The organism is Bacteroidota bacterium, assembly GCA_013360915.1.
GTDB lineage: Bacteria > Bacteroidota > JABWAT01 > JABWAT01 > JABWAT01 > JABWAT01.
In genome coordinates this window covers 99,021-116,682 of record JABWAT010000008.1, presented here as the reverse complement: position 1 = coordinate 116,682, position 17,662 = coordinate 99,021, and the positions used below count along the sequence as shown (strand labels likewise).

19 protein-coding genes are annotated in these 17,662 nt (G+C 48.8%); 15 read left to right on the top strand and 4 right to left on the bottom strand.

Annotated elements, in window-relative coordinates; translation table 11 throughout:
- Nucleotides 1-364: 364 nt before the first annotated feature.
- The 3 genes from HUU10_10490 (at nucleotide 365) to HUU10_10480 (ending at nucleotide 2,104) form a co-directional block, all read left to right on the top strand.
- Nucleotides 365-814 (top strand): nucleoside deaminase, encoded by a 450-nt coding sequence (locus tag HUU10_10490; GenBank protein NUQ82028.1) that lies wholly within the window; start codon nucleotides 365-367, stop codon nucleotides 812-814.
- 65 nt (nucleotides 815-879) lie between these two features.
- Nucleotides 880-1,176 (top strand): Dabb family protein, encoded by a 297-nt coding sequence (locus HUU10_10485; GenBank protein ID NUQ82027.1) that lies wholly within the window; start codon nucleotides 880-882, stop codon nucleotides 1,174-1,176.
- A gap of 70 nt (nucleotides 1,177-1,246) precedes the next feature.
- Nucleotides 1,247-2,104 (top strand): prohibitin family protein, encoded by an 858-nt coding sequence (locus HUU10_10480; GenBank protein ID NUQ82026.1) that lies wholly within the window; start codon nucleotides 1,247-1,249, stop codon nucleotides 2,102-2,104.
- Here the strand turns inward: HUU10_10480 and HUU10_10475 are convergent, their stop codons facing one another.
- Together HUU10_10475 and HUU10_10470 are read right to left on the bottom strand one after the other, a co-directional pair.
- Nucleotides 2,105-2,878 carry an inositol monophosphatase gene (locus tag HUU10_10475; GenBank protein ID NUQ82025.1) on the bottom strand — a complete coding sequence of 258 codons (774 nt, stop codon included), beginning with the start codon at nucleotides 2,876-2,878 and terminating at the stop codon, nucleotides 2,105-2,107. It abuts the gene before it with no gap.
- A 57-nt stretch (nucleotides 2,879-2,935) separates the two neighbouring features.
- Nucleotides 2,936-3,259, bottom strand: coding sequence for a DUF971 domain-containing protein (locus HUU10_10470; GenBank protein NUQ82024.1), 324 nt, complete (start codon nucleotides 3,257-3,259; stop codon nucleotides 2,936-2,938).
- A 121-nt stretch (nucleotides 3,260-3,380) separates the two neighbouring features.
- On the opposite strand from HUU10_10470, the gene sppA reads away from it, so the two are divergent.
- The 11 genes from sppA (at nucleotide 3,381) to HUU10_10415 (ending at nucleotide 14,393) form a co-directional block, all read left to right on the top strand.
- Entirely contained in the window at nucleotides 3,381-4,304 is a 924-nt protein-coding gene (sppA, locus tag HUU10_10465; GenBank protein NUQ82023.1) for a signal peptide peptidase SppA, read from the top strand.
- Nucleotides 4,301-4,597 (top strand): HU family DNA-binding protein, encoded by a 297-nt coding sequence (locus HUU10_10460; GenBank protein ID NUQ82022.1) that lies wholly within the window; start codon nucleotides 4,301-4,303, stop codon nucleotides 4,595-4,597. Before sppA ends, HUU10_10460 begins: the two co-directional genes overlap by 4 nt.
- The gene (locus HUU10_10455) at nucleotides 4,594-5,391 is read left to right on the top strand and encodes a tetratricopeptide repeat protein (GenBank protein ID NUQ82021.1); all 798 of its coding nucleotides are present in this window, start codon (nucleotides 4,594-4,596) and stop codon (nucleotides 5,389-5,391) included. The genes HUU10_10460 and HUU10_10455 overlap by 4 nt, the downstream gene beginning before the upstream one ends.
- 477 nt (nucleotides 5,392-5,868) lie before the next feature.
- Complete coding sequence (locus HUU10_10450) at nucleotides 5,869-6,183, top strand: YtxH domain-containing protein (protein ID NUQ82020.1); 315 nt, start codon at nucleotides 5,869-5,871, stop codon at nucleotides 6,181-6,183.
- A 2-nt stretch (nucleotides 6,184-6,185) separates the two neighbouring features.
- Nucleotides 6,186-6,797: a hypothetical protein gene (locus tag HUU10_10445; protein ID NUQ82019.1), complete on the top strand. Its 612-nt coding sequence runs from the start codon at nucleotides 6,186-6,188 to the stop codon at nucleotides 6,795-6,797.
- A gap of 140 nt (nucleotides 6,798-6,937) precedes the next feature.
- Nucleotides 6,938-7,336: a hypothetical protein gene (locus HUU10_10440; protein ID NUQ82018.1), complete on the top strand. Its 399-nt coding sequence runs from the start codon at nucleotides 6,938-6,940 to the stop codon at nucleotides 7,334-7,336.
- A 9-nt stretch (nucleotides 7,337-7,345) separates the two neighbouring features.
- On the top strand, nucleotides 7,346-8,416 hold the full coding sequence (locus HUU10_10435) for a D-alanine--D-alanine ligase (GenBank protein ID NUQ82017.1): 1,071 nt from the start codon (nucleotides 7,346-7,348) through the stop codon (nucleotides 8,414-8,416).
- Between the two features lie 4 nt (nucleotides 8,417-8,420).
- Complete coding sequence (fusA, locus tag HUU10_10430; protein NUQ82016.1) at nucleotides 8,421-10,511, top strand: elongation factor G; 2,091 nt, start codon at nucleotides 8,421-8,423, stop codon at nucleotides 10,509-10,511.
- Nucleotides 10,512-10,574: 63 nt separating this feature from the next.
- On the top strand, nucleotides 10,575-11,069 hold the full coding sequence (locus HUU10_10425; protein ID NUQ82015.1) for an HIT domain-containing protein: 495 nt from the start codon (nucleotides 10,575-10,577) through the stop codon (nucleotides 11,067-11,069).
- Complete coding sequence (locus HUU10_10420) at nucleotides 11,066-13,336, top strand: SLBB domain-containing protein (GenBank protein NUQ82014.1); 2,271 nt, start codon at nucleotides 11,066-11,068, stop codon at nucleotides 13,334-13,336. The genes HUU10_10425 and HUU10_10420 overlap by 4 nt, the downstream gene beginning before the upstream one ends.
- A 145-nt stretch (nucleotides 13,337-13,481) precedes the next feature.
- Nucleotides 13,482-14,393 carry a hypothetical protein gene (locus tag HUU10_10415; protein ID NUQ82013.1) on the top strand — a complete coding sequence of 304 codons (912 nt, stop codon included), beginning with the start codon at nucleotides 13,482-13,484 and terminating at the stop codon, nucleotides 14,391-14,393.
- On the opposite strand, the gene HUU10_10410 is transcribed toward HUU10_10415, so the two are convergent.
- Both HUU10_10410 and HUU10_10405 read right to left on the bottom strand, forming a co-directional pair.
- A complete protein-coding gene (locus HUU10_10410; protein ID NUQ82012.1) occupies nucleotides 14,390-15,349 on the bottom strand; it encodes a hypothetical protein in 960 nt (319 codons plus the stop codon). The two genes, HUU10_10415 and HUU10_10410, sit on opposite strands and share 4 nt — an antisense overlap.
- Entirely contained in the window at nucleotides 15,339-16,133 is a 795-nt protein-coding gene (locus HUU10_10405) for an AMP nucleosidase (GenBank protein ID NUQ82011.1), read from the bottom strand. Before HUU10_10405 ends, HUU10_10410 begins: the two co-directional genes overlap by 11 nt.
- A 116-nt stretch (nucleotides 16,134-16,249) precedes the next feature.
- Here HUU10_10405 and HUU10_10400 point away from each other — a divergent pair, with 116 nt between their 5' ends.
- The gene (locus HUU10_10400; protein NUQ82010.1) at nucleotides 16,250-17,659 is read left to right on the top strand and encodes an MBL fold metallo-hydrolase; all 1,410 of its coding nucleotides are present in this window, start codon (nucleotides 16,250-16,252) and stop codon (nucleotides 17,657-17,659) included.
- Nucleotides 17,660-17,662 lie beyond the last annotated feature (3 nt).

Below are 17,662 nucleotides of genomic sequence, written 5' to 3'. Positions count from 1 at the left end.
GAACCCACCCTCGCTCCGGCTCTCTCCGTCGTCTCCAACTCAAGAGCCTTTTCGTGAAGGGACTGCAAAGTTATTTCAAAGATTTTTTATTGTCAAGAGGAGATGAAATAAGTCTTGAAAAAAATTTCTTCCACCCTTGAAAATAATAGCCTGAATAGCTGCAGGGGTTACAAGAATCCGTCCGATCAGACTTTGAATCAATAGCTCATGTCGATTTGTGAAAGAAATGTGGAAAAGTTGTCGTTTTTGTGGATAAGTCGGAGTTCATTGTCCGAATTTTGGATCTGCTTTTCTGAAAAACAGGAAAATTGGCGATAATTGCGGCCATTTAACCGGAATCTTCATGCTCGGACATACCTATTATATGGATGCGGCCCTGAGGGAGGCGGAAAAGGCCTTCGATGCCGGCGAAGTACCGGTTGGTGCTGTTCTGGTAATTGAATCCTCCATCGTTGCCAAAGGCCGCAATCAGGTCGAACAACTCTCCGATCCCACAGCGCATGCAGAAATACTTGCGATTTCCGCTGCCGCCTCCTCACTCGGAACCAAGCGTCTGGAATCGGCTGTCCTCTATACCACCCTCGAGCCCTGTCCCATGTGTTCCGGCGCCATTCTTCATGCGCGGCTGAAACAGGTGGTGTTCGGTGCAATGGATTTGAAATGGGGATGTGCCTCCACCTTGCATCATTTGTTGCAGGATAAACGCTTCAACCATCAGGTCCCGGTTATTGGGGGAATCAGAGAAAGTGAATCGGAAACCCTGCTGAAGTCCTTTTTTCAGCGACTCCGATCGGGCGAGACCAATTTAAACTGATCGCGAAGGCAGCCTGCCTTTTGTTGAAGATGAAACGACACATTATATAATAGAAGGATGATGAGATGATATACCATACTGTTCTTTTCAAATGGAAACCCGATTCTCCCGCGGCTAAAATCCGACTGGCTGTGGATGCATTGAATGGGCTGCAGGGGAAGGTTCCCTCCTTAAAAATGATCAGTGCCGGGGAGAATTTTTCTGAACGGTCCGCCGGATTTTCCCATCTGCTGGTCAGTACTTTTCTGACCAGAAACGATCTTCAGGCCTATCAGGTACATCCCGATCATCAGAAAGTGGTGACTGAATTCATCCGCCCCATACTGGCCGAGCTGGTGGTGGGCGATGTTGAAGTTCCCTGAAAAGGAATTTTTAGGAAGGATCCTGCATTATTAAGTTCGACAGGCAAAAAACAGAAAGGAAAAGACAATAATGGGTATCGTATTGGTTGGACTCGTACTGGCGGTGGTGGTTTGGTTGATGAGTGAGCAATTGTTCAAATATAAATTTCAACTGAGGCTGGTTTCCGGGCTGATTGTCATCGGAGCCATTCTGGCTGCCTCCACAGTGATCGTTCCGGCTGGTAATGTCGGAGTCAGAATCCTGTTTGGGGCCGTTGATTCGACCACCATCGGGGAAGGACTTCATTTTATCAACCCGTTGATGGATGTCAAAACCATGACGGTCCGTACTCAGGAGGCCTTTGAGAACGCCGATGTTCCTTCAAAGGAAGGTCTGAGCATCAACCTGGAAATTTCCCTCCTGTTTAAACTGGAGCCTGGTTATGCCGGTGAAATCTATCAGAAAACCGGTGAAGGGTATAAAGATATTCTTGTGACCACCACGTTTCGTTCGGCCATTCGGAGTGCGACCGTGAATTATGAAGCCAAGGATCTGTACACAAGTGGCCGGGAACTGATTGCCGGCGCCATTTTCAAAGAGTTGGAATCCAGTCTGAATCCGAAAGGAATTATTATTGAAAGTGTTCTGCTCCGCAGAATTACTCTCCCGAAACAGGTCGAAGAGGCGATCAATAACAAACTGGCTGCCGAGCAGGAGGCAGAGCGTATGCGTTTTGTGCTTCAGAAAGAAGAACAGGAAGCTGAACGGAAAAAGATTGAAGCAAAAGGTATTGCCAACTATCAGGAAACCATCAGGCGGGGAATTGATCAGAACCTGCTCAAATGGAAAGCGCTGGAAGCCGTTAATGAGCTGAGCAAGTCTTCAAATTCCAAATTTGTGATTCTGGGCGATAAGACCGGATTGCCGATTATTCTGAACGACAAATAATCAGTCAGTGGGATGACCTTCGTAGGCCTGCCGGATGGTTTCAAGCAGAAACCGGCAGGTATGCGGAGATCCTGCAATAATATTACCCGACTGCAACATCCCTTCGCCGCCACCATAATCGACCACCATCCCTCCTGCTTCCCTGACCAGCAGAATTCCGGCTGCCACATCCCACGGTTTGAGTCCGTATTCCCAAAACCCCCCAAAAACTCCTGAGGCAGTGTATGCCAGATCGGAGGCCGCTGAACCGGCTCTTCTCACACCGTGACTGCTCCTGATGACCGTATCCAGTGTCTGAAAAAACCGGTTCTGGTGAGAAAAATCCCTATAGGGAAATCCGGTTGCGAACAGGGATTCACTTACAGGACGTTCTGAAACGTGGATGGTTTTTCCGTTTTTCCAGGCACCCTCCCCGCTTATGGCATAAAACCAGTCATTTCTGACCACTTCATGAATGACGCCGAGAACTGGCTGACCCTCTCTGATCAGGGCCAGGCTGATGGAATATTGAGGAAATCCATGTGAAAAATTGGTGGTTCCATCCAAAGGATCCAAAACCCAGTATTCAGAGCCGGATAGGGACTGGCTCCAACCGGTTTCCTCTCCAAGAAAGGGAACAGATGGGAAAGTGGATTCCAGATAGTCCCTGATCACCGATTCACTTTCTCGATCGGCTGCGGTGACCAGGTCGTTCTGATTTTTCAGACCGATATCCAATTCGCCCCGGTCGCGCAGGTGCTCCCAGTGCCGGATCCGTTCCGCAGCTTTTTCCATGATCCTGATCAGGCCGGTAAGGGCAGGGTGGGGAGGAAGTGAAAACCCGGGCATGGCTTAGTGGTGATGTCCGGTGGGTGTTTTTCCCATCAGGTAGAGAAAGTCCCAGCTGTAGATACCTGTCTGGTGCCCGTCACCCCAGCGAAAGGTGACTGCATAGTTTCCCACCGGATCAATTCCGGAAAGAGTATACCGGCCAGGGGTATCCAGAAAAACCTTTGACGGTTTGGAAGTTTTCAATAAAACGGTTTCGCCGCTGCAGGTGGCACAGGGACACAGGTCTCTCAGTTTTTTAAACGGGAGATGATGTAAACTGCCATCCTGCCAGGTAATGGTTAGTTCATTCTCGCCTGTTTTCTCGATTTTTTTGGGTTGGTTCATAGCTGTTGATTTGGTTGCAAAGGTAATCACTAATAGGAAAGGAGTCATCTTAAAGTCGTTATATTGTTGATTATCAATAATCAGCCTTTTACCTTTGCCACTCTTTTTTCTAAAATTTTAAATGAGCCAGAACCGTCTTTCACCGCTTGCAATTATCGGACTGATCTTCGGGGGAGGAATCTTCCTGCTGGTCGTGCTTGTCATTTTTGCACTGGCAAATATAGATCCGACGGCCATTGGTGAGGATGAGTGGACGTCTGATCCATCATTTGGGAACAAGATTGGTGAGGTGGAACTGACTGGCGACCTGCTCGATTCACGTGAGGCAGTCGAACAAATCAATCACTTTAAAGACGCTCCTGGTATTGGTGCAGTGCTCATCCGGATTGATTCCCCCGGCGGAGGGGTGGCGGTTAGTCAGGAAATACACGATGCAGTTCGTTCCTGCATGCAGAATGGAAAGCCGGTGATAGCTTCCATGGGCAGTGTGGCTGCATCGGGGGGATATTATGTGGCGGCGGCCTGTTCGCTGATTGTGGCAAATCCGGGAACCATCACTGGTTCGATCGGGGTCATTATGCAGTATCCACAGGTCAAGGATCTGATGGACAAAGTCGGGGTGGGGATGGTAACCGTTAAGTCGGGTGATTTTAAAGATTCCGGAAACCCGTTCAGAAAATCGACCGACCAGGATCTGGACTATTTCAGGTCTGTGATTGATGATGCCTATCAGCAATTTGTTGAGGCTGTTTCTTCCGGAAGGAAATTGCCCGAGAGTGAAGTCAGGTCTGTGGCCGAAGGAAAGATTTATACCGGGCGTCAGGCTTACAAGCTCGGCCTGGTGGATACCTTGGGAAGTTATGATAGTGCGGTCCGTCTGGCAGCCGGCCTTGCTGGAATTGAGGGGACCCCTGAAGTGGTTCGTAAACGGCCCAGAGAAAGTTTTATTGACTGGCTGTTGGGAGCCGAAGAACCAGCAGCGCGGACCCTGGTAAACCGGTTAACCGCCGATAAACCCCTGATTCAATACCGGATGCTGCCATGAAAATAACCAAATCGGATCTGATCAGAGACGTGGTTCGCGGCAGCGGGGTCGAACGTGATGTGGCCGATGCAGTGGTGAATAACCTGTTCCGTGCGGTTCTGGATCACCTCGACCAGGATCATACCATTGAAATCAGGGGATTTGGCACTTTCCGGCTCGAAGACAGAAAGGGAAAACCAGCCAGAAATCCATACCGGAATGAAGTGGTCATGGTTCCTGCTAAAAAAGTACCTGTTTTAAATTTCACCAGGGAATTTAAAAAACAAATTGGCGGAAAGTACTCACTCGAATGACTCGTCTGATTTGTGTGGAATGCGGGCAGCCCCGTTTACCGGAATCGGACCGTTGCTCCGGCTGCGGACGGGAATCCATTTCCCATGAGGAAGGACAAGCCGGGTCTGCCTCACGTGAGCTGGCGTTTCCATCTTCCTGGCCGTCGGGCATCCTGTTGCTGGTGATTGCCGGAGTGCTGGCGGGTGTGGTTCTGACCTCGATGACGGTTCATGATCACAGTTCCCATTCACAGGTCAGCGGGGAACCGGTTGCTGAGGCTGTGCAGACCGCGCCGGATTTGTCGCGTGAAACGATGCATTTCCAGGCCCTGAATGCAAAAACAGAAAAGTTTGAATATGCCAGTCGTATTGCCGATTCCCTGAATCACCTGGGTCAGCCCGCTTTGGCTGCTGCCTGGTTGGAAAAGGCCTGGCAAACTGATTCAACCGATGCAGGACTGGCGCTCCGGATAGCCAATATCTGGTTTGATGCCGGAATCAAGAAAATGGCAGTACCGTATTACCGGTCGTTTCTGAACCGGTTTCCCGATCAGGCGAATGCCAGAGTGGATTATGCCACGGCTCTGATGGAAGCTGGAGAGGTGATGCAGGCGGTGACTGAACTGAAGCGGGTGCTAGAACGAAATCCGACTCATCAGGTCGCCAATCTGAACCTGGGAATACTGAACCTGCAGATCGGGCGCCCGGATCAGGCTCTGATGTATTTTGAAACAGCCCGAAAGGCCGATCCTGTCTCTCAGGCTGGGATCCGGGCCGCTGAAATGAAAAGTTTAATAAAAACCCAAACTAATTAACCAATAACGATAAGGAGACCTTCCCAGTGCCATGCGGTAGGAAAAGAAAAAGACATAAAATTGCCACCCATAAACGTAAAAAAAGACTTCGGAAAAACCGTCATAAAAAGAAATAATTGTTAAGTAACCGGGTGGCAGGGGTGATGTGGTCATCACCACCATCCGGATTCCTTTTTGGTGTGATACGTGGGCGTGTCGGTAAAAGAGGTGTCATGTTTGTGATATCTGTCACTTTATTGGCGCGTTCTTTCCGTTTTGTTGGTTATTGCTTGACATAATTGCTATATGAGCTATTATTAAGTCATTGACTGTTTTTAAATAGTCAGGCATTCCAGACTTTGGTTTTGTTGTCCTCTCTACCAGACAAAGCCACCCGTCAGGGGCATTCTTTCCGGATAGTCAGAATCAGGTGTGGAACTCCAGTGCCGGGTTACCGGCGGTCTAAACAATTCACCTCAATCTTTATGGAGGTAACAAATGGAAAGCGGTTTTGGCAAGGGCCTTTTCTGGGGTCTGGTTGTCGGGGGTGTGGCCGGAATAGTTGCTGGTGTGCTGCTTGCACCAAAAAGTGGCCGGTCTGTCCGTCATGATATTGCATCCCGCCTGAACGAGTTTATCGAATCGGACTATCCGGGTGAGGATCATCCGGAACCATCGGTTTATAACGAAGGCAAAGCCAAAGGGGAAGCACTGATTGCTGATGCCAGAGAGAAAGCAGAAGTTCTGCTGGCCGATGCTGAAAGACTTCTTGATGCGATCAAGCATAATAAACCGGTTGAGGCGACCGCCTGAGCATGAGTCTGATCTCGAAACCGGTATTCCTGATTGACGGAGCACCGCTCGGGTTTTCCTGGGATGTGGTATCGGCTCTTCTTGACAGAGGTTCCAAATTTATTGTGGCTGTTAAATCGGCTGATGGTAAATGGGAGCAGGAATTCGTGAAACAGATCCGGAAATCAAATGGCGATGGAATTGCCGTTGATCCTCCGGAAAGGACAGCTTCCGGTATTACTCAAATGCTGGATAAGGGGCTTTCCAGGTATGGCCGGCTGAACGGAATTATGTATTTCCGTCACATGAAGACCAACAATGCTGCCCAGTTTCTCGATGATTGCCAGAATAAAATTCTTCCTGGCGTTAAATCCACCCATGAGATCTACGAATCCCTTCTGAAGCCCAGAGGAGAATCCTACCGCACCTTTCTGATCCTGTCCGGTCTTCCGTATGATGATTCCCGTCATTTGATACAGGATAAAATTCAGGAAGAAGCCGGTGATCAGTTAACTTGTCTGTACACTGGATTACCACTTAAATCCAACCCTTTCCTTTCTGCTGACCAGGCAACAGATAAAGAAACGCTGTCATGGTTGGTTTCAAAGATTCAATCTTACTATCCTCCTTCCTGAGACGATCCGGGCTGTTAGCTGCCCTCCTGATCCTTTATATAGTCCCTGTCAGGGGACAGACCTTCTCTTTACTACCTGATTCAACAGAAAAACCCCGGTTTAATTGGGGCGAACCCGCCAGATCGAATGTGGTTTTCAGGATGAACCTTCCCAAATCCTACACGGAAATACGGAATCTCCCCACGGTCATCAAACCCACCAGTTACCAGATGGGGGATCTGTGGTGGTCATTTCACCCGATACAGGGGACGGCTAAAATCAGATATGAAATCACACCCTTGCCTCTTAAGGATGTCAGTTTTGGGTTTTCGAAAACCCGGCAGGTATATGAGAATGGACAAAACCTGCTCAGACCACGGTTTCTGCGTACCTTTTTTGAATTCAGTGAACCGGATCGGACGGAATTATTCTTTTTATGGCAGATAAAAAATCTCGAAATTTTAACTACTTTGCAGACTGGTTCAGTACCCGGTTCAGCCGAGCCCCGTTTTAATCCCCAGAGAGAAACCCTGACCATCCGGCTGACCTATCGGTTTTAACGGAGTGTTATGAAAAACCTGCTATTGGTATTCGGAGGAAGGTCCGCCGAACATACCGTATCCATCACATCGGCGAACAGTTTTATCAGAGGATTTACTGGCCGGCATCATCGGGTGGTTCCACTTTATATTTCTCTGGAAGGAACCTGGATGCTGCCCGGGGACAGTTCCCTGAAACTGGATCCGGATTGCCTCCGGAAGGTATCGGTACCCGAGGTGAGAGAACCCCTCTTCGACTGGATCAGACAACATGTGGATACAGTCTTTCCGCTGCTTCACGGAACCTACGGCGAGGATGGAACGATTCAGGGTCTGTTTGAAATGATCGGTGTCCCATACATCGGGGCCGGTGTACTCGGCAGTTCCATGGCCATGGATAAAGTGATAACCAAAAGTCTTCTCGAATTTAATGGGGTCCCGGTCGTCCCATACCTGAGTTTCTACAGAATGGAATGGGAAGCTGACCCCTCGGGAATTCTGAAGAGGATACCCGGGAAGCTTCCTTCCCCCTGGTTTGTAAAGCCCGCCAATGCCGGATCCAGCATCGGTATCACGAAAGTCAAAGCTGAAAAGGATTTGTCCCTTGCCATAGAAACGGCCCTGAAATATGATGACCGGGTTCTGATTGAACAAGGCCTGAATGTAAGGGAAATCGAAATTTCGGTGATGGGGAATATCAGCGCACGGGTGTCGGTTCCCGGTGAAATCATTCCGGGTGCCGACTTCTATGACTATCAGGATAAGTACCATGCAGGGAAAAGCCAGTCGGTGATTCCTGCTGACCTTTCTGAGGAAATGATTAGAAAAATATCGGATTGTGCAAAAAAAGCCTTCGCCGTATTAAATTTGGAAGGCATGGCCAGAATTGATTTCTTCATTGACCGGGAAACCGGGGCCATCTATCTCAATGAAGTGAATACGATTCCGGGATTTACACCGATCAGTATGTATCCGAAAATGTGGGTCGCCACCGGACTCTCATATGATGATCTGATTGAATCTCTGATCGATCTGGCTCATCAACGTTTCAGACAGCGTAAAGAAATCGCAAGCAACTTTTTAACCATCGGATCGAGGTAGCGTTATGAATGTGTCCAATCCCTCCGCAATCCGGAATGTGGCCCTAGTGGGACATAGTGATTCCGGAAAAACCACCATGACGGAATCGGTAGCTTTTTCACTCGGAATTACCCAGAAAATGGGTTCCGTTAATCAGGGAAATACCATTTCGGACTATCATCAGGATGAAATTGATAAGAAGATTTCGATCAATCTCGGTCTGATTCATGGGATGTGGAGGGATGTGAAAATCAATCTGATCGACACGCCGGGTTATCTGGATTTTGTTGGTGACGTTAAAAGTGCCATGCGGGTTGCCGATACAGTTGTTATCACCATAAATGCCGTTGGAGGAATCGAAGTCGGAACCGAACATGTGTGGGACTTTGCTCTGACGAAATACAAACCCACTGCTTTTCTGATCACCAAACTGGATCGGGACAACGCAGATTTTGACCGGGTTCTCGCGAAGCTGAAGGACTACTATGGCCACTATGTGGTTCCGATTCAATTTCCTGTTGATCAGGGCATCGGGCACAAAACCATCATCGACTGTCTGATGATGAAGCAGCTGACTTTTGAGCACGGTAAAAAGCAGAATATGACCGTTTCTGATATTCCCGAGCGGTTCATTGCCCGGGCCGAGCAATATCATACCGAACTGGTTGAAACCATTGCGGAAACCGATGAAGAACTCATGAACCGGTTTTTTGAAAACGGAACGCTGACCGAAGATGAACTCCGGAACGGCATTCAACATGCATTGGTTGCCCGTACGTTCTTTCCGGTCTTCTGTTGTTCACCCGAACTGTCGGTCGGAACGGAGCGCTTCCTGGATATCATCGTGAATTTATTTCCTTCTCCGGTTGAACGCGGACCAGAGCATGCCTATGTCACTGACAGCATGAAGGACCATCAGATACAACCAGATGTAAATGGCACACCCATTGCCTTTGTGTTTAAAACATCCAGTGAACCTCACCTCGGTGAAATGTCCATTTTCAGAGTTTACTCCGGACATATAGATCCGGGTATGGACCTGGTCAATGCAGAATCCCATCAGGAAGAACGGATTAATCAGATTTATCTGCTGAATGGAAACAAACGGATCGACGTCACCAAGGTTTATGCCGGTGATATTGGTGCCGTGGTCAAACTGAAAAACACCCATACCAATGATACACTCTCTGTAAAAGGAACCGAGTATCATATCCGTCCTGTCGAGTTTCCTGATCCCATGGTCCGGGTAGCCATTAAGCCCCGCTCCAAAAATGATGAAACCAGGATCAGTGCCGGACTTTACCATCTGCATGAGGAGGATCCATCCTTCAAAATCACCTTCGATACTGAATTTCAGCAGCATATCATAGAAGGACAGGGTGAATCACACATTGATGTCATTCTGAAGCGGCTGAAAGATAAATACGGCGTTGAGGTTGATCAGGAGGATCCCCGCATCCCATACCGGGAGACCATCAAGGGCAAGTCCCGTGTTCAGGGTAAATACAAGAAGCAATCGGGCGGACGCGGACAGTACGGAGACGTCTGGATCCGTCTGGAACCTCTTTCCCGTGGTAGTGGATTTGCATTTATTGATGAAGTCGTCGGAGGTGTGGTTCCCGGTAAATTCATCCCGTCTGTTGAGAAAGGAATCAGAGAGCGGATGGAACGGGGAGTCCTGGCAGGATACCCCGTTGTGGATGTTCAGGCAACCATTGATGATGGAAGTCATCACCCGGTCGATTCAAGTGACATGGCTTTCAAAATGGCCGGTTCCATTGCCTTTAAAAAGGCCTTTCTGGAATCGAAACCGATCATCCTGGAGCCGGTTTACAAATTAACGGTGAAGGCGCCGGAAGATTTTATGGGCGATGTGATGGGTGATATTTCTTCCAGAAGGGGTAAAATCGCCGGAATGGATTCTGATGGGCATTTTCAGATCATCAATGCCACTGTTCCGCTGGCAGAAATGTATAAATACCAAAGTGCACTCAGAAGCATGACGCAGGGTCGCGGAACTTTCCATCGGGAATTTAACCATTATGAGGAAGTTCCATTCGAAATTGCTCAGAAAATCATTGCTGATTACAAAGAGAAGGCAGAAGAGGAAGAATAACCCACTTTTTGAGATTCACCGGTTTACGGTCTATTTTTAACCAATAGTAATTGGAAACAAGACGTGAACCGATTGTGGTCTCCCTGGAGATCTGCCTACATTGATTCATTTAAAGATACAGCCGGTAACACCGGCTGTATCTTTTGTGACTATCCCAAGATGGACAAGGATTCAGAAAACCTGATCCTGTTCCGGGGTACCGATCATTTTATTATCATGAATCTGTACCCGTACAACTCGGGGCACCTGATGGTGATCCCCTACCAGCATACCACCCGCCTTGAAGATCTGAGCTCGGCTGCATCTGCAGAAGCTATTTCGCTGCTTTCCAGGTGCCAGGCGGCATTGGCAGCCGGGCTGAAGGCACAGGGATTTAATATCGGTGTGAACCTTGGCAAGGCTGCCGGAGCCGGAATCGATGATCACCTGCATTTTCATATTGTTCCACGGTGGCAGGGAGATACGAACTTTATGCCTGTTTTTGCCGATATAAAAGTGATACCTGAAGAGATGATCCGAACTTATCAGAAATTAAAACCCTGGTTTACCGACAAATGAAGTGCTTTGTTTTTACCTCACTCTTCCTGATGATGGCGAACCTTGTATACGGGCAGGGTGTCAATGTTGAACAGTTAAAACAACAGGCCAAAGCGGCAGGTTACTCGGACTCTCAGATCGAAGCTGCCATTAATCAGGTAAAGAAGGATCGGAACGAGGAACCTGGTTCTTCCCAAATCAAACCCGGGTCTGAAGTGATGACCGTTCCGGGGACTTCTCAGGAACCAGTATTTGTTAATCAACCGGCTCAGGCCGCCCCCCCTCACTCCGGGCAATCACAAATGGAATTGAAGAAATTCGGAGTGGATCTTCTTTCCTCGGTCCCATCATCCTTCGATCCGAACGAATATGGTCCGGTTCCTGATAATTATGTTATCGGAACGGGAGATAAGCTTCAGCTTTCCGTCTGGGGACAAAGTGAGTTTTACCTGGAGGCCGAAGTGGACCGCCGCGGAATGATACAGATTCCCACTGTTGGGCTGGTGGCCGTTTCCGGCTTAACCTTAAAAAAAGCGGAATCCGTACTCTCCGAACGGTTATCGAAAAGTTATGCAGGAATCCGTTCGGGAGAATCCCGTTTTTCGGTTACCCTGAGTAAGGTTAGAAGCATCCGGGTATTTGTGGGTGGGTTCGTTAACCGTCCGGGTGCATATAAACTGACAGCAATTGCCTCGGTCCTGACGGCTGTTTATGCTGCTGGCGGTGTCACTCCATCAGCAGATTTGAGGCAGGTCGCCATTATCCGCCCGGATGGGGAAGTCGGTGAAGTCGATCTATACAGTAATCTGCTGGGATTACCGGTTAAAGGGGATGACAGGCTTGATCATAACTACATTGTGATGGTTAAAGGGGAAAGTCGGCCCCTTATTGTCACCGGATCAGTGAACCGGCCTGGAATTTATGATCTGAAACCAGGTGAATCCCTGCTTGACCTGTTAGCCTTTGCCGGTGGTGCCACACCCGATGCGTGGCTTGGTAACGTACAGATAAACCGGTTAATCAATGGGGAAGGTCGCCGGATTTTATCGGCAGATGCAAGAAATCCGCTTGAACCGGTGGCTTTACAGGCTGGCGACGAAGTCTATATTCCGGTAACCCAAAAACGTCAGTTCGGAACCATTGAACTGACTGGTGCCGTCCGTCAACCCGGAAAAGTTGAATATAAACCCGGAATGACCGTCCGCGATGCCATTGAGGCAGTGGGTGGGCTGAACCCATGGACCTACATGGAACGGGGTCAGATACGGATTGTTGAACCAGATTCATCCTTCCGGATGGAAGTATTCCACCCGGAAAAAGCACTTGCAGGAGATCCTTCTGAAAACAAGATCCTTTCGGATAACAGTACCCTGATCCTTAAATCCATCTGGCAGGTTACCCCTCGGTTTACAATTGATGTGGTTGGTTATGTGAACTCACCGGGCAAACTTCCCTTTCACGAATCCATGACGGTGGGTGATGCTGTTTTTCTCGCCAATGGTTTTCAGGATGAGGCATGGACAGGGACAATAGAAGTCAGCCGGGTGGACCCGAAAGACAGTACAGCAACCGACAGGAAAATTGCCTACATCAGTCAGATCAACAATCCTGGTGACCTAAATCGGTTTAACCAGGCACTGACTTTCCCTTTGAAACCGATGGACCAGGTGTATATACGGAAGAATCCGTTTTTTGAGCGGCAGCGCACCGTTAAGATTGAGGGAGAGGTCAAGTTTCCGGGAAGTTACTCCCTTACAGATAAGGACGAGACGCTCTATTCGGTTATCCGGCGGGCGGGCGGGCTTAAATCCACTGCCTACCTGTCTGCGGGAAGGCTATTCAGGGAGAAGGATAAGATTGGCTTTGTTGCCATTAATTTTGAAAATGCCATTTTGGATCCGCAGTCTGAAGACAATGTGATTTTGGTACCGGGCGATGTGATCACCGTCCCGGAGCGGGATAATACCGTCAGAATCCGTGGGGAAGTGGCCGTACAAACCAGTGTCCTGTATAATCCCGGGTCATCGGTCAATTACTATCTCAGTGAGGCTGGTGGACTGAAAGAATTCGGCGATTTGCGGAAAACCTATGTTATTTTGCCAAACGGCCGTATTTTTACTCCGTCAAAATATTGGATTTATCAGCCAGAGATTATCGCAGGTTCCACCATTGTGGTTCCTGTCAAAGAACAGGAAGACCCGATCGATTGGAAAGGGTGGGTGACCATCACGACCTCGACCCTTACCTCATTGATCACGGTTTTGGTCTTGTTACAACGGACCAATTAGTAAGCAGGGGCGAGATGTCCCGACTCCTGAATTAACCGATAAATACCGGAAACTATTGCAAACAACCATCATTTCGCGTCCGGTTTGCTGCTCTCTTCATTCCCCGACTGAGGGCTCACTGGATTTTTCCAGGTATCGGTCTGGTTTGACAGAAACGGTTCGCCGTTTATGGGGACTGACAGAGACCCGATCGGAAGAAAATCCGTTTTTTCTGAGTTTTCCATCCGGGACCCACTTTCAGATCCGGTGTGGAAGCATCCCGATTCTTTCTCTTCCGATCTATAGCTCAATTTTTACCATTTACACGGTATTGGAACGGTTTCTCGGTCAACCCAATGCGGTGGCTGAGCGCCAGGATGATTGTATGGTTGCGGAAACCCGGCTTTTTGCAAGGGATGGGCAGCTTCACGATCAGTTAGCCATCGGTGTGAATTGGCCGTCAGGAGAGTGGCAATCCTCGCTGAACCCGCTGCTGAATACCGAAGCGATTTCCATCAGCCGTCAGTCTGTTTTAATAGATTGGACCACTTCAACCTGGTGGATCATTCAATCCCGGTCGGATGCAGTTATCAGAGAAACCTGTGACGTTTGCGGGGATGAGCAGATTCATCCTGTGCCGGTTCTGGAGTGGAAAGTGATTCACCCACAGCATCTGGTTAACTGGGAGAAGTTACCTTGCGATTTTCCGGCCCTGTTCAGGATGTCATCCCGACAGTATCATGGTCTGCGGTATCTGACTCATTTTCCGTTTGGGATCAATCATGAACTCCCAGACCCGACAGAGAAGGAATCCACCAGTGTTTACTGGTTCAACCCTTCCCGCTGGTCCGATCCGGCACAGGCTGCCCTGGTGATTGCGGGGCTGATCAGAGGATCCTTCTCGTGGAGACGGATGAAAAATTTCCGGGGATTTGCGATTAATCTGGAGAATATGGAGAGCAGTGTTGACACCGATGCAGTTCTGGTGCATTGGGTAGAGGACCGGATCCGGAACGTTCAGGAGACAAACCGGACCTTGCATCCTGCTGATCTGCTGAGGAAATGGTTACTTCGTTAGACCAGTTTCCAGGCTTTCCGTTTGTTATACAGGGTCTTCCTGTCGATTTCAAGGACCTGACAGGCTTGTTCCAGAGAGTCGGCACGGTTCAGGATAAACTGAATATACTTTCTTTCCAGTTCGTGAAGGGGGATTTCACCCAACGTTGAAAACAGACGCTCCTGTTCACTGTCAGCGGGAACAAAGGCCATCTCTGGTTGCGCGGATTGAGCGTGTAAAGGCTCAATTCTTATTTCATTTAACAGGTTTCCGTTCCGCTCAACCACTTTCCTGAAAGTGGCGCTCCCCGATTCATCACCCAGTATTTTTCCAAGTTCAATCAGGTAGGAAGCTGCAATCGTCTGCAGGAATGGATCATGATCCAGCGAGGTAAAAGCCTGATTAAAAAACTGGAAGGATTTCCCGATCTTTTTCAGAATTTCCCAGTGAATCAGGCCATTGATCAGGGCGATCTGGCCCATCAGGTGCTTTTGGTTGGTTTTAATGATCGAGATGTAATGTAACCCCTGAAGAGATCCCAGGCGGTATAAGGAAAAGGCAATTTTTACAAAAATATCATTTCGTGTCTGGATGTTGGCTTCATACAGAAGGGTTTGTTCGAACAGACGGATTGCTTCACGGTAGGCCCGGTGTCTGAGCTGATGATCAGCCAGATGATGATAAAAAATGCCGAGTTTCCGTTGGGAGGTGCAATATTCGTTCAGAGCAGAGGACCAACTCTGGAAGGATGAGTGTCCGTAAACACTGGCCCAGTCAAAGGCCAGACTGACCAGGTTCAGGGATTGTTGCCTGGTGGCCAGTTCGGGAAGAACGGATTCAAGGTCACTCAGAGAGGTGACCTGTTGAAGCTGAGCATATTCTTCCCGGAGATCAATTACCCGGTTCAGAACATCCTGTTCATCGCGCCGTTTCAGCAGGACGGCGGTTTGGGCGATGATGGGGGAACTACCATTCATAATGCCGCAAATCCAGATTGTATTTTAATTCCTGTATACGCTGCAGAGTCTCAATACCGGTTTTAAGGTGCAGTCGGGTAAACTCATTAAAAACCTGGCTGGATGAGGACTTTGTTTTAATTCCCTCACGTGTTAACGGGAGGTCAGATACCAGCATCAGTGCGCCGATAGATACTTTTCGGGCAAATCCAACAATAAACAGTGTGGCACATTCCATATCAATGGCAATGGCTCGTTCTTCCTTCAGTTTATTGATAAAGACTTCGTCGAATTCCCAAAACCGGTAATCGGTGGTGTGGATCACACCCGTCTTAAAAAGCAGGTTATTCTCGTCGAGAATCTGTGAGGTGATTTTCTGAATGTTAAAGGTTGGCAGTGCAGGAACACGTGGAGGTAGATAGTGTACACTGGTCCCGTCATCCCGGATGGCGGCCATCGGAAGGACAAAATCACCTACTTTTAATTTCCGGTTTAACCCCCCGCACAATCCCAGCATCAGAACAGCCTTTGGTTTCCGGTAAGAGAGAAGATCCATCACCAGGGCAGCTGTGGGAGAGCCAATCTTGTAATCTACAATGGACAACCCTGCATCGGGGGCATTCACGCAGGTAAACCCGGATCCCTGATGTAATTTTGAGGAAGGGAAATAGGTCTGAAATTCGTTAATATAGCGGGAGAAGTTGGTCAGGAGGATATAGTCCTGAATTTCGGAAGAGGCCGAACCCGTGTACCGTTCAAGCATATCAAGGCCGATAACGGACCTCGTTATCCCCTCGATGTTCATTTCGGTATTCTCAGGCCCTGAAACGTTTTTTTCTGACATGATTCCGGATGGCTGGTGATGCGATTGATTTAATAAAATATGAAATTTTGTAATTATCCACAACTTATTGGAATAATATGGCGTTAAAACTTCAATTCTGGGGTGCAACCGAAACGGTCACCGGTTCTCTTCACCATGTGATCAGTGAAGAGGGATTACATTTTTTCCTTGATTGCGGATTGTATCAGGGACGCCGTCAGGATGCCGAGGCACGAAACCGGCAGTTTCCCATTGATCCGGTTCAGGTTTCAGGGGTAATTCTTTCCCATGCTCACCTGGATCACAGTGGGAACCTGCCCTCTCTGGTGAAGAATGGATTCAGAGGGCCGGTCTATTGCACCCCCGCCACGGCAGATCTGCTTCCGATCCTTCTGAAGGACTCTGCTCACCTGATGCTGCGTGATATCGAATACATTAACAAACGAAAGGTGAGCCGGGGACAGGAGCCTCTCGAGCCCTTGTACTCACTGGCTGATGTGGAGCAAACCATCAGACAGATTGAACCGGTCCCGTACCACTTTGAGAAAAAACTGGATTCATCCCTCACCTTCCGATTTTTTGATGCAGGGCATATACTTGGTTCTGCCATCACCCGGCTGACATGGCAGGCTTCGAATGGTGAGTCCAGGTTCCTTGTGTTTACCGGGGATCTCGGAAGGGATCATCTTCCCATTTTGCGCGATCCGGAACGGTTGGATTCTGCTCACTACATCATCACCGAGTCCACGTATGGGGGGAGATTTCACGATGATCTGTCCTCGGTGGAGGATGAACTGAGCGAACTGATCCGTACTGCGATTAACCGGCGGTCCAAGATTCTGATACCGGCTTTCAGTGTCGGAAGGACACAGGAAATATTGTATGTGCTGAACACCCTGCTGACGAAGGGCAGAATACCGCAGATACCCGTTTATCTCGATTCCCCCATGGCCATTGAGGCGACGGCCATATTTTCGAAGCATCTGGAGTGCTTTGATGAAGAAACCATGCAGCAACTTAAATTGAACCTCAATCCACTGTCGCCTCCCGGGGTTACTTTTACCCGTACAGTGGATGAAAGTAAGGAATTGAACGGACTTGAAGGAGCAGCGGTGATTATCTCTGCTTCAGGAATGTGTGAAGGCGGACGGATAGTCCACCACATTGCAAACCACGCTGCCTACCGGGACAATGTCATTTTGTTTGTCGGGTACCAGGGAGAGAACACCCTGGGGCGTAAGATTCTGGATGGACATAAGCAGGTGAACATGCTGGGTGATACCTTTGCGATAAACTGCCAGGTTAAAAAAATGCTCGCCTTTTCGGCTCATGCCGATGAATGGGAAATTATTAACTGGATGAAGGCGTTTGATGCACCATCCATCCGTCAGATATTTCTGGTCCATGGCGAACCGACAGCCCAGCAAGCTCTGCAGGAATCCCTCGGCAGAGAGGGCCTCGGACCGGTGACCATCGCCAAACACAAGGACATTTTTAAACTCGGATAATGC

What these genes read in the sequence shown, in the direction of transcription:
- HUU10_10440 (NUQ82018.1), top strand. Translation starts at nt 6,938, where the DNA reads ATGAACCTTCCCAAATCCTACACGGAAATACGGAATCTCCCCACGGTC.
- HUU10_10405 (NUQ82011.1), bottom strand. Translation starts at nt 16,133, where the DNA reads ATGAACATCGAGGGGATAACGAGGTCCGTTATCGGCCTTGATATGCTT.
- HUU10_10420 (NUQ82014.1), top strand. Translation starts at nt 11,066, where the DNA reads ATGAAGTGCTTTGTTTTTACCTCACTCTTCCTGATGATGGCGAACCTT.
- HUU10_10435 (NUQ82017.1), top strand. Translation starts at nt 7,346, where the DNA reads ATGAAAAACCTGCTATTGGTATTCGGAGGAAGGTCCGCCGAACATACC.
- HUU10_10475 (NUQ82025.1), bottom strand. Translation starts at nt 2,878, where the DNA reads ATGGAAAAAGCTGCGGAACGGATCCGGCACTGGGAGCACCTGCGCGAC.
- HUU10_10480 (NUQ82026.1), top strand. Translation starts at nt 1,247, where the DNA reads ATGGGTATCGTATTGGTTGGACTCGTACTGGCGGTGGTGGTTTGGTTG.
- HUU10_10460 (NUQ82022.1), top strand. Translation starts at nt 4,301, where the DNA reads ATGAAAATAACCAAATCGGATCTGATCAGAGACGTGGTTCGCGGCAGC.
- HUU10_10410 (NUQ82012.1), bottom strand. Translation starts at nt 15,349, where the DNA reads ATGAATGGTAGTTCCCCCATCATCGCCCAAACCGCCGTCCTGCTGAAA.
- sppA (NUQ82023.1), top strand. Translation starts at nt 3,381, where the DNA reads ATGAGCCAGAACCGTCTTTCACCGCTTGCAATTATCGGACTGATCTTC.
- HUU10_10485 (NUQ82027.1), top strand. Translation starts at nt 880, where the DNA reads ATGATATACCATACTGTTCTTTTCAAATGGAAACCCGATTCTCCCGCG.
- HUU10_10400 (NUQ82010.1), top strand. Translation starts at nt 16,250, where the DNA reads ATGGCGTTAAAACTTCAATTCTGGGGTGCAACCGAAACGGTCACCGGT.
- HUU10_10445 (NUQ82019.1), top strand. Translation starts at nt 6,186, where the DNA reads ATGAGTCTGATCTCGAAACCGGTATTCCTGATTGACGGAGCACCGCTC.
- HUU10_10470 (NUQ82024.1), bottom strand. Translation starts at nt 3,259, where the DNA reads ATGAACCAACCCAAAAAAATCGAGAAAACAGGCGAGAATGAACTAACC.
- fusA (NUQ82016.1), top strand. Translation starts at nt 8,421, where the DNA reads ATGAATGTGTCCAATCCCTCCGCAATCCGGAATGTGGCCCTAGTGGGA.
- HUU10_10455 (NUQ82021.1), top strand. Translation starts at nt 4,594, where the DNA reads ATGACTCGTCTGATTTGTGTGGAATGCGGGCAGCCCCGTTTACCGGAA.
- HUU10_10490 (NUQ82028.1), top strand. Translation starts at nt 365, where the DNA reads ATGGATGCGGCCCTGAGGGAGGCGGAAAAGGCCTTCGATGCCGGCGAA.
- HUU10_10450 (NUQ82020.1), top strand. Translation starts at nt 5,869, where the DNA reads ATGGAAAGCGGTTTTGGCAAGGGCCTTTTCTGGGGTCTGGTTGTCGGG.